Raw genomic sequence first — 10,895 nt, forward strand, 5'->3', positions numbered from 1 at the left:
ACCGCGGGGCTGCGGGGCGAGAAGGCCGGCCGGAGGGCGGAACCCGGCGGCGCCGGGCGGGGTCTGAGATGAACGGCGGCCCCCGCCGCTCCGGGCACCTCCCCCCGCCCCGGACCCCTCCCCCGTCCCGAAAGGCATCCGATGTCCCTGCTCCGCCTGTCCGTCCTCGCCGTTCCGGCGGCGGCCCTGCTGCTCGCCACCGCCTGCTCGTCCGGTTCCGAGGAGCCCGGGCCCGCCACCGGGACCCCGGCCGCCGAGAGTGGGGCGCCGCTCCGGCAGGCGCCCGAGGAGACCCCCGAGGACACCTTCCAGGAGCAGGGGGACATCGTCGTCGACGTCACCCTGACCTACACCTCGGCGGCCTCCGCCGAGATCGGCCTGCACGGCCTGGGGGTCAGCCCCGTCTCGGAGGACACGGCCTCGGAATTCGGCTCCGACAAGGTGTGGATGGACAACGCCACCTGCACCGGCACCCCCGACCTGGTGGCCTTCGAGGCCTCCGACCCCATCGGCACCGCCGTGAGCGGGCAGGTCTCCGCCGACGGCACCGGCTCGTTCCACATCGACCAGCCGGACAACCCCGACCACCCGGCGTGGCTCAGCGTCTCCAACGGCCCCGACCAGTACGGGACGTGGACCTGGGCGGACGGGGTGATCACTCTGGACGGGATCACCATGAGCACGGTGGCCCTGGACGGCTGGGGGTCGCTGTCCGGCGAGATCACCTGCACGGTGAACGAGGTCGCCTGACCCGGGGCGCGGCGGTGCGGGGCCCGCGGCCCCGCGCCGCCGTTCAGGCCTCGGCGACGGGGACGCGGGGACGGCGGGAGGTCATCGCCACCAGGACGAGCAGCCCGACGGCCGAGGTGCCGAACAGCAGTGCGCCCATCGGCACCGCCGTCGTCTCGTCCAGCCCCACCAGGGGCGCGACCACCGCGCCGAACAGCGGGGACAGGGCGCCCAGCAGGGCGCTGGCGCTGCCCGCCCGGCGTTCCTGCCCCTCCATGGCCAGGGCGAACGAGCCGGTGAGGATCATGCCCATGCAGGTCATGTAGACGAAGATCGGCACGACCAGGGCGACCAGCGGCCCCTGGAGCAGGGTGGCGGCCAGCAGCACCCCGGTGGCCAGCACGGCGACGGCGACCGCCGTGACCAGCAGGCGGCGTTCCCCGAAGCGCGGCGAGAACCGGCCCACCGCCCAGCTGCCGCCGATGATCGCGATGCCGTTGATGCCGAAGAGCACCCCGAAGACCTGCGGGGACACCCCGTGCAGCTCCTGGTAGACGAAGGGCGTCCCGGCGACGTAGGCGAAGCTGCCGCCGTGCAGCAGCCCGGTGACCAGCGCGTACCCCAGGAACACCCGGTCGCGCAGCAGCTCGCCGATGCTGCGCAGGGTGCCGCCGACCGTGCCGGGGGTGCGCCGGTCCCGGGGCAGGGTCTCGGGCAGGCGCAGGGCGGTGACCGCGATGATGGCGACGCCCAGCAGCGCCAGGGCCCAGAACACGATCGGCCACCCGGCGAAGGACGGCCACAGCAGGGCGCCGCCGACCACCGGCGCCACCAGCGGGGCGACCGCGTTGATCACCATGAGCAGGGCGAAGAACCGGGTGAGCTCGTGCCCGTCGAACACGTCGCGCACGACCGCGCGGGAGAGCACCACCCCGGCCGAGGCGGTCAGCCCCTGGAGGAAGCGGCCCGCCACCAGCACGGCGATGTTCGGCGCCAGGGCGCACATGGCGGACGCCAGCACGAACAGGCCCAGGGAGACGAGCAGCGGCCCGCGGCGGCCGTACGCGTCGCTGAGCGGGCCGACGATGAACTGGCCGATGGCCAGCCCGACCAGGCAGGTGGTGAGGCTGAGCTGGACCTGCGAGGCCCCGGCGTCCAGGTCGGCGGAGATCTCCGGGAACGCGGGCAGGTACATGTCGATGTTGAGCGGTCCCAGCACGGCCAGCGCCGCCAGGAGGAAGGCCAGGGACAGGCGGGTGCGGCCGGTCGGGTTCCGCAGGGTCATCGACGCTCTCTCGGGGTGCGGGGACGAAAAAGCGCGATCGGCGCCCTTTGCAGGCTAACCGGAACGGGGTACCCCGAAACCGTCCCCGACCCCGTTCTGACACCGATGTGTGCGAAACCTCCCGGCCGGACCTGCCCGGATGGATCTCCCCGGCCGCCCCCGGCCCGTCTCAGCCCCCGGTCCCGGCCTGGGCCTGGACGGCGGTGATGGCGACGGTGCTGACGATGTCCCGCACGGTCGCGCCCCGGGACAGGTCGTTGACCGGGCGGCGCAGCCCCTGGAGCACCGGCCCCACCGCGACCGCCCCGGCGCTGCGCTGCACGCCCTTGTACAGGGTGTTGCCGGTGTTGAGGTCGGGGACGATGAACACCGTGGCGCGCCCGGCCACCCGGCTGTCGGGGAGCTTGGTGCGGGCCACCCCCGGGTCGATGGCCGCGTCGTACTGGATGGGCCCCTCCACCAACAGGTCCGGGCGGCGTTCGCGGACCAGGTCGGTGGCGGTGCGCACCTTGTCCACGTCGGCGCCGCTGCCGGAGGCGCCGGTGGAGTAGGACAGCAGGGCCACCCGGGGGTCGACGCCGAAGCGGGCGGCGGTGTCGGCGGAGGCCGAGGCGATCTCGGCGAGCTGCTCGGCGGTGGGGTCGGGGACCACGGCGCAGTCGCCGTAGACGAGCACGCGGTCGGCCAGGCACATGAAGAACACGCTGGACACCAGCGAGGTGCGCAGGATCTCGAAGGACGGCCGGATGGTCTGGGCGGTGGTGTGGACCGCGCCGGACACCATGCCGTCGGCGTACCCCAGGTGGACCATGAGGGTGCCGAAGTAGGAGACCTCCCGGACGGTGTCGTGGGCCAACTGCTCGGTGACGCCCTTGTGGGAGCGCAGCCGGGCGTACTCGGCGGCGAACTCCCCGCGCAGCGGGGACGCCTCCGGGTCGACCAGCTCGGCGGCGGCCACGTCCAGGCCCAGGTCGGCGGCGCGGGCCCGGATCTCGCGGGGGTCCCCCAGCAGGGTGAGGTCGGCGACGTCGCGGCGCAGCACCAGGTCGGCGGCGCGCAGCACCCGCTCCTCGGTGCCCTCGGCCAGGACGATGCGGCGCCGGTCGGCGCGGGCCCGGCCCAGCAGGGTGGACTCGAACATGAGCGGGGTGACGGTGTCGGTGCGGGCCACCTGGAGGTGTTCGAGCAGGGCGGGCCCGTCCACGCCGGAGTCGAAGGCGGCCACCGCGGACTCGATCTTGTGGTCGGGCAGGGGCGCGCCGCCGCCGCGGACGTCGGCGAGCAGGGTGGCGGCGGTGAAGGTGTCCAGGCCGGTGGCGATGACCGGGATCCGCACGTGCATCCCGGCGAGCAGCCGCCAGACGGGTTCGGGCATGTCGGAGTCGGTGTCGCCGGTGAGGAACACCCCGGCGATCGCGGGGAAGTCCGGGGACAGGTGAGCGGCGATGAGCGCGGGCAGGACCGCGCCCGCCCGGTCGGCGGGGAGGATGACGGCGCTGTCGTCGCGCATCCGGTCCAGGATGTGCGGCAGGGACATGGCGGCGACGAGGATTCCCGACACCTCGCGGCCGGTGCGCTTGTCCTCGCCGAACAGCAGCCGCCCGCCGCAGGCCCGTTGCATGTCGCGGACGGTGGGCACGGTCAGGCCGGGCACCTCGGGCAGCACCGACCAGGCCCCGGCGGCGCGCAGCGCCCCGACGCGTTCGGGTTCGGCCCGGCCCACGACGGTGCCCAGCAGGGTGGCGTGCTCGCGTTCCAGCTCGGCCCCGGCGACGGCGGCGGCGCCGCGGACCTGGTCCTCGGAGTGGCCGCGGCCGGAGAGCACCAGCAGTACCGGGGTGCCCAGGTTGGCGGCGACGCGGGCGTTGAACGCGAACTCGGAGGGGGTGACCGCGTCGGTGTAGTCGGTGCCGATGACGACGACGGCGGCGCACTTGGCGGCCAGCGCCCCGTAGGCGGCGACGATCTCGGACATGGCCTGGTCGGGGTCGTCCTGGACCCGGTCGCGGACCACGCCCGTGCACTCCTCGTAGGGCGCGGTGACCCCGAACCTGCGCCTGATGGTCTCGACCAGCGGGTCGCGCTCCCCCTCGCCCACCACCGGCCGGAACACGCCGAGGGAGTCGACGGTCCCCGCCAGCAGCTCGGCCAGGCCGAGCGCGACGGGTCTCTTGTCCCCCTCGGCGTCGCTGGACGCAATGTAGACACCGTGCACCGTCGCGGTCCCTTCTGCGGGTGGGGGTCGGCGGGCGCCGGTCAGAAGAGCACCGACATGACCTCTCCGACCTGGCGGAACCCGACCCGCTGGTAGGCGGCCCGGGCCGGGGTGTTGAAGTCGTTGACGTACAGGGTGGCCCGCGGCGCGATCTCGGCCAGGGCGTAGCGCACGACGGCGGCCATGCCGGGCGCCGAGTGGCCCTGCCCGCGCAGGTCGGGGTGGACCCACACGCCCTGGATCTGGCAGGCCTGCGGGGTGACCGCGCCGATCTCGGCCTTGAACACGACCCGGCCGTCCTCGATGCGGGCGAAGGCGCGGCCGGTGCGCACGAGTTCCTCGATGCGGGCGCGGTACAGGGCGCCGCCGTCGCCGGAGTCCGGCGGCACGCCGACCTCCTCGGTGAACATGGCCACGCAGGCGGGCACGAGGATGTCGAGTTCGGAGAGGCGGACCCGGCGCACCAGCGGGTCGGCGGGCACGGCGGGTTCGGTGGACAGCTCCAGCACGGGCTGGCGGGCGCGGATGGCGCGGGCCGGCCCCCAGGAGGGGGTGACCTGCTGCCAGAAGTCGTTGACCGCGTCGACCGGGCCGACGATGGAGGAGCAGCGTCTGCCCCGCCAGCGGGCGTGGTCGGCGAAGCTGCGGATCGCCGAGGGTCCGGCGTTGACGGGGACCAGGTTGGCCCCGGAGTAGCAGAGCGCGGTGAGGCGGCCGCGTTCGACGTGCCCCCACACCTCGGTCCCGTTGCCCGCGGAGATACCCGCGGCCATCAGCCGGGAGGTGACGAACACGTTCCCCACCGGATCCATGTCCAGGAGGGCGCGCACGGCCTCCCTGTCCCGTTCGCCGAGAATCCTCACCGGTGAGGTCCGCAGCATCGCATCTCCCCCATCCGCCCGCCGTCGGTTCCGTGACGGCGGGATCAGGTCCGTTCGCGCCGCTTCCAGCCTATTCCACCCTTACTCGGACGTCCCAGGCCGATCCACCAAAGGCTCGCTCTGCGCGGTGCGCGGGGACGGCTCGGGGCGGGCCTGGCAGACGGCGTCGGGCCCCTCGCCCTCCACGCGTTCGGGGAGGGTGCCCTCCAGCAGGTAGTCGCGGGCGATCTCGTCGACGCAGACGTTGCCGGTGAGCGCGACCCCGTGGGTGAGCCCGCCCTCCTCGATGACCAGCGCCGAGCCCGGCAGCCGGTTCCGCAGGGAGTAGGAGCCCTCCACGGGGGTGGCCCCGTCGCCGGTGGCGTGCACGATGAGCGCGCCGCCCCGGTAGGCGGGGTGCTCGTAGGGGCCGTCGCCGACCTGGAACCACTCCTCGACCTCGGCGTCCCAGGTGGCGCACGGGGCGTTGTACCAGATGTTGTGCCAGCCCATGAAGGGTGCGGCCTCGTGCACGCCCTCGGCGTCCTCGTGCCAGGTCTCCCAGTCCTTGGGCCAGGGGGCGTCGGTGCACTGGACCGCGAGGTAGCCGCCGTAACCGGTGTCGGTGGCGGCGTCGGGCTGCTCGCCGTAGGCGTCGAAGAGGTTCTTGAGGGCGGCGGGGTCGCCGCCGACGATGCGGTCGGACAGGGCGGCGGCCACGGTCGGCCAGGAGGCGCCGCTGTAGGCGACGACGATGACGGCGCTCTCCAGCTCGGTCGGCCCGACCACGCCGTCGACGGGCTCGGCGGCCAGCTCCGAGCGCAGCGTGTAGTAGGCCTCCGCGACCGTGTCGGCGTCGGTGCCCAGGCCGTAGGCGGTGTCGTGGCGGGCGACCCAGTCGAAGAAGTTGCGGGCCGACCGGTCCAGGGCCAGGCTCTGGCGCAGGTTGCTCTCGTACCAGGGGTTGTCGGGGTCGACCACGCTGTCGAGGATGAGCGCGCGCACCCGGTCCGGGTACAGGGCGGAGTAGACGGTGCCCAGGTAGCTGCCGTAGGAGTAGCCGAGGTAGTCGATCTCGTCCCGGCCCAGGGCGGCCCGGATGGCGTCCATGTCGTGGGCGAGGTCCTCGGTGCGCATGTGGTCCAGCAGCGGGCCGGTGTTCTCGACGCAGGCCCGGGCGTACTCCTCGGCGTCGGCCCGCAGCGCCTGCTCGGCCTCGGGGCCGGCGGGGACGCCGTCGGGGCGCGGGGCGGTGAAGTGCCCGGGGTCGCAGGTGATCCTGGGGGTGGAGGCGCCCACGCCGCGCGGGTCGAAGGCGACGACGTCGTAGACCTCGCGCAGTTCGGGCGACATCCGCCGGTGCGTGTGGGAGGCCCACCGGCGCCCGGCGCTGCCGGGGCCGCCGGGGTTGACCAGCAGGGTGTGCTCGGCGGTGCCGGTGGCGGGCACCCGGGACAGGGCGAGGTTCACGGTGTCGCCGTCGCCGCGGCCGCCGTGGGCCATGGGGACGGTGAGCGTGGCGCATTCGAGGGTCTCGTCGCCCACGGGGTCGAGGTCCTCGCAGGGTTCCCAGCGCAGCGCCTTCTGGTCGATGCGGGTGGCGCCGAGCCGTTCGGGAGCGAGCCCGAACGCTTGCGCGGCGGCGGGTGCCGGGGCCGCCACCAGGGAGGCCATGAGGACCCCCGACATCACGGTCAGAGACGGTGCTCGCACGTGTCCACTCCCTCACCCAGGCGTTGCGACCATATGTATTGTCCATGTCACCATGTGTGACCACAGGAAACGACACGGCCGCTCACCTGGGGATGCGCCGGTACGATGTGACCGCTGATATCAGAAGTGGACAAAGGGACACCGGACAAAGGGACACCATGCGTCTTGATCGTGTCGATGAGCGGATCATCTCGATCCTCGGCGCGGACGCGCGCATGAGCTTCGCGGAGATCGGCGGCCAGGTGGGGCTGAGCCCGTCCGCCGTCAAGCGGCGGGTGGACCGCCTGGTGGAGTCCGGGGCGGTGCGCGGGTTCACCATCGTGGTGGAGCCCCAGGCCGTCGGCTGGACCACCGAGGCGTTCATCGAGCTGTACTGCCGGGCCCGCACCTCCCCCGGGGAGATCCGCACGGGACTGTCCGCCTACCCGGAGATCACCTCGGCCTGCACGGTCACCGGCGAGGCCGACGCCATCGTCCAGGTGCGGGCGCGCGACACCCGCCACCTGGAGGAGGTCATCGAGCGCATCGGCGCCGAGTCCTTCGTGGTCCGCACCAAGAGCACCCTGGTCCTGTCCCGGCTGGTCGACCAGCCCATCCTGGCCGGAAGCGCCGAGAACCGGGGCTGAGCGCGGGGGCGGTCCCGGCCCCCGGCGGCTCCGGGGCGGGGCCGGGGGCGGTGCGGGGGTCAGGCGCCGTGGACGATGCGGCCGTCCAGGACGGTCAGCCGGTTGCGGGTGAGGTGGACGTCCCGCGGCGGGCCGGCGAAGGGGTTCCGGTCTGCGACGCACAGGTCGGCGGCCCTCCCCGCCTCCAGGAGCCCGGTGTCGTCGAACCCCAGCAGCCGGTGGGACCCGGCCGTGTAGGCCTCCAGCGCCCGGGCCAGCGGCAGCGCCTCCCCCTCGACCAGCGGCGCGGTGGCGGTGTCCCCCGGCGAGCGGCGGTTGACGGCGACGTGGATCGCCTGCCAGGGGTCGGGGGTGGACACCGGCCAGTCCGAGCCCATGGCCAGCTCCGCGCCGTCGGCGGCGAGCGAGCCGAAGGGGTACTGCCACCGGGCGCGTTCGGGTCCCAGGAGCGGCAGCGTCAGCTCGGTCATCTGCTCCTCGGCGCACGCCCACAGGGCCTGCATGTTGACCGTGACCCCCAGCTCCCGGAACCGGGGGACGTCGCGGGGGTCGACGACCTGGAGGTGGGCGAGGTGGTTGCGGACCCCGGCGCGGTGTTCGGGTGCCACGCGCCGGACGGCGTCGAGCGCCATGGTGACGGCGCGGTCGCCGATCGCGTGGAAGTGGGCGGCGATCCCGGCGGCGTTGAGCGCGGGCACGAGCGCGTCGAGCAGGTCCTGCCCGAAGTAGGCGAGACCGCGTTCGGCCGGGCCGCCGCAGGTGCAGGGTGAGAGGTAGGGGTCGTGCAGGGCGGCGGTGCGGTTCTCGGCGACCCCGTCCACCATGATCTTGGCGGTGTCCAGGCGCAGGCCCGGACCGCCCGCGTCCCGGCGGGCGCGCAGGCCGGCGACGAAGGCGTCCACGCCGTCGGGGGTGAGGTCCCGCGGCACCCACACCGCGCCGGACACCCGGGCGGACAGCCGTCCCGCCTTCGCCAGGGCGGTGTAGGCGGGAGCGAGGTCGGGGTAGCCGGCGTACTCTCCGACGATCGCCTCGTGCCAGGCGGTCACCCCGAGGGAGAGCAGGTACTCCTGGGCGGCGAGCACGCCCGCCTCGCACTCGTCCGTGGTGGTCGCCGGGACCACCCGTCCGACCAGGTCCATCGCCCCCTCGTGCAGGGTGCCCGACGGGACCCCGTCGGCGTCGCGCTCGATGCGGCCGTCCGCTGGGTCGGGTGTGCCGGCGTCGACCCCGGCCAGGGCGAGGGCGCGGCTGTTGGCCCAGGCGCCGTGGTGGTCGGCGTTGATGACGAACACGGGGCGGTCGGGGACGACCGCGTCGAGCAGGTCCCGGGTGGGGGTGCCGCCGCTGAACAGCGCCATGCCCCAGCCGCCGCCCAGCACCCAGCCGCCGGGGGTGTCGGGGTGGGCGTCGGCGTAGGCGCGAACGGTGTCCAGGCACTCCTGCGCGGTGGCGGCCGCGGTGAGGTCGCAGCGGGCGGCCTCCACCCCGCCGAAGCAGGCGTGGACGTGGGCGTCGGCGAAACCGGGTGTGACCAGGCCTCCGGCGGCGTCGACCACCGCGGCGCCGGGCCCGGCCGCGGCGCGGGCCTCCTCCTCGGTTCCGACGGCGGTGATCCGGCCGTCCCGGACGGCCAGGGCGGTGGCGTCCAGGAGACGGCCGCCGGAGAACAGGACACCGTCGCGGATCAGGATGTTCGTCAAGGTGCGACCTCCTCGGGGTGGGGTCGGGCTCGGGGCGGGGTCAGGGGGTTGCGGCGGCCAGGCCGCGCAGCGCGATCGCGAGGCCGGTCTCGAAGGCCCGGAGCCGGCGCGGATCACCGTCCCGGTGGTCCATGGCGGCGCGCAGGTGCGGCGCCTCATCCATGTCCTGCCGGTCGAAGGGCTCCGACAGCAGGTCCATGGCGGCGCCGAGCACGTAGCCCTCCAGGAGGCCGAGCGCGGCGGCGGCCTCCTCCTCGGGCACACCCATGCGGGCGATCGACCGGGCGATCAGGTCGTAGTAGGCGATCATCTCCGGCTGCCGGATGGGCTCGGCGATGAGCAGCGGGATGAGCTGCGGGACTCCGCTGAGGAACTCGTAGTAGTCGCGGATGAGGAGTTCGAGCAGGCGCCGGGGGTCGGGTTCGTCCCGGAGCCCCTCCAGCACGGGGATCATGCGCTCGCGGCGGATGGCCTGGATGATCTCCGACTTGGAGCGGACGTGGTTGTACAGCGACGAGACGCGCACGCCCAGGTGCGCGGCGAGCGCGGCGACGGTGAAGTCGCCCTGCTCGCGGACGATCTCCAGGGCCGCGTGCGCGATGCGCTCGGGGCTCAGGAGGGGGGTCCGCGGTCGTCCCACTGCGGCCTCCTCGGGGGTGGTCGGGCCACATTAAACGAGCGCCGCTCGTTTTCACAAGACCCGGGAGCCCCCGAGGGGGCCGAGCCCCGTCAGAGCAGGTGTGCGAGGTGGCGGCGGACGTGGGGTTCCAGGCAGGCGTGGGCGTCGTCGTGTTCGGCGGCCTGGACGATCTCGGCGGCGACGGCGAGTCGGGCCAGGCGGCCGGCCGGGGTGTCCAGCAGCGCCGCGAACTCCGCGTGCACGCGGCGGGCGACCTCCGGCACCGGAAGCGAGTACAGGTACAGGAGGGCGGCGTCGAAGCCCGCCGGGGCGGTGCCCCAGCCCTCCCAGTCGATGATGCGCAGCGGGGCCGCGGTGAGGTTGGCCCAGTGCAGGTCGCCGTGGGCGGTCTCCCAGTGCCCGACGGTGAGGTCCTCGCCCGCGAACTCCGGGAGGACGTCCGGGATGCGGTGGACGTACCCCTGGTCGAGGACCCGGCGCTCGGGGTGCGGGGGCACGCCGCCGATCGAGGCGACGGCCCCGACCAGGTCCTCCCACCACTGTTCGGGCAGGTCAGGAGCCTGGCGCAGGGTCGGTACCGGTGACAGCGGCGGCGCGGGCAGCCGTTCGTAGAGATGGGCCTGCACCGCCCACCGGTCGTCGTCCTCCCCGTCCCAGGCGGCCTCGGCCAGCAGGGCCGGGCGCGGAACGTGCCCGTCGAAGAGGTGCGCCGCCAGCGCCGGCCCCTCCCACACCGCGCCCTCCGACCGGGGCGCGCACCAGATCCGCAGCCAGCCCGGTTCCCCGTCGGCCGTGGTGACCGGGCCGCTGCGGGTGTGCCCGCCCGAGCCCGGGTGCGGGTCCGCGGTGTCCGGGCGGGCGCCCAGGTGGTGGGCGACGCGCAGCCAGTGGGAGTCCAGGTCGGGAAGCGACGGGATCAGGAGGGACACGGTTCTCCTTCGCGGGTGAACGGCGGTGACACGGGGTGATGACTCCCCTGCCGCGCCATCCTGCCCGTTCCGGCCGCGCCCCGGGGCCGATTCCCCCGAACACGCCCCGGGCGGCGCCGACCCCGGAACCCCGGGGCGGACCACGGCGGGCCTGGCCCGGCACCCGACCGCCCGCGCCGGTACCGGTACCGGCGC

The 10,895-nt window shown here is 74.4% G+C and carries 9 protein-coding genes; 2 read left to right on the plus strand and 7 right to left on the minus strand.

The features are described from left to right. The first annotated feature begins 141 nt into the window (after positions 1–141). Positions 142–750: a hypothetical protein gene (locus ACJOT3_RS26495; protein ID WP_406975829.1), complete on the plus strand. Its 609-nt coding sequence runs from the start codon at positions 142–144 to the stop codon at positions 748–750. 43 nt (positions 751–793) lie between these two features. On the opposite strand, the gene ACJOT3_RS26500 is transcribed toward ACJOT3_RS26495, so the two are convergent. The 4 genes from ACJOT3_RS26500 to ACJOT3_RS26515 all read right to left on the minus strand — a co-directional run bounded on the left by ACJOT3_RS26500 (position 794) and on the right by ACJOT3_RS26515 (position 6,778). After that, positions 794–2,014 carry a multidrug effflux MFS transporter gene (locus tag ACJOT3_RS26500; protein ID WP_406975830.1) on the minus strand — a complete coding sequence of 407 codons (1,221 nt, stop codon included), beginning with the start codon at positions 2,012–2,014 and terminating at the stop codon, positions 794–796. Positions 2,015–2,183: 169 nt separating this feature from the next. Next, positions 2,184–4,229, minus strand: coding sequence for a phosphate acetyltransferase (gene pta, locus ACJOT3_RS26505; protein WP_406975831.1), 2,046 nt, complete (start codon positions 4,227–4,229; stop codon positions 2,184–2,186). A gap of 41 nt (positions 4,230–4,270) precedes the next feature. After that, positions 4,271–5,110, minus strand: a complete 840-nt coding sequence (locus tag ACJOT3_RS26510) for a GNAT family N-acetyltransferase (RefSeq protein WP_406975832.1) — start codon at positions 5,108–5,110, stop codon at positions 4,271–4,273. Positions 5,111–5,191: 81 nt separating this feature from the next. Continuing rightward, positions 5,192–6,778 carry an alpha/beta fold hydrolase gene (locus ACJOT3_RS26515; protein ID WP_406975837.1) on the minus strand — a complete coding sequence of 529 codons (1,587 nt, stop codon included), beginning with the start codon at positions 6,776–6,778 and terminating at the stop codon, positions 5,192–5,194. A gap of 182 nt (positions 6,779–6,960) precedes the next feature. Here ACJOT3_RS26515 and ACJOT3_RS26520 point away from each other — a divergent pair, with 182 nt between their 5' ends. Further along, positions 6,961–7,428: an Lrp/AsnC family transcriptional regulator gene (locus ACJOT3_RS26520; RefSeq protein WP_406975833.1), complete on the plus strand. Its 468-nt coding sequence runs from the start codon at positions 6,961–6,963 to the stop codon at positions 7,426–7,428. A gap of 59 nt (positions 7,429–7,487) precedes the next feature. On the opposite strand, the gene ACJOT3_RS26525 is transcribed toward ACJOT3_RS26520, so the two are convergent. From ACJOT3_RS26525 to ACJOT3_RS26535, 3 genes are all read right to left on the minus strand, one after another. Then, positions 7,488–9,131 carry an amidohydrolase gene (locus tag ACJOT3_RS26525; protein ID WP_406975834.1) on the minus strand — a complete coding sequence of 548 codons (1,644 nt, stop codon included), beginning with the start codon at positions 9,129–9,131 and terminating at the stop codon, positions 7,488–7,490. A gap of 40 nt (positions 9,132–9,171) precedes the next feature. Next, entirely contained in the window at positions 9,172–9,771 is a 600-nt protein-coding gene (locus tag ACJOT3_RS26530) for a TetR/AcrR family transcriptional regulator (RefSeq protein WP_406975835.1), read from the minus strand. 89 nt (positions 9,772–9,860) lie between these two features. Then, positions 9,861–10,700, minus strand: coding sequence for a phosphotransferase (locus ACJOT3_RS26535; RefSeq protein WP_406975836.1), 840 nt, complete (start codon positions 10,698–10,700; stop codon positions 9,861–9,863). Positions 10,701–10,895 lie beyond the last annotated feature (195 nt).

The organism is Nocardiopsis protaetiae (assembly GCF_045446735.1).
Taxonomy (GTDB): domain Bacteria; phylum Actinomycetota; class Actinomycetes; order Streptosporangiales; family Streptosporangiaceae; genus Nocardiopsis; species Nocardiopsis protaetiae.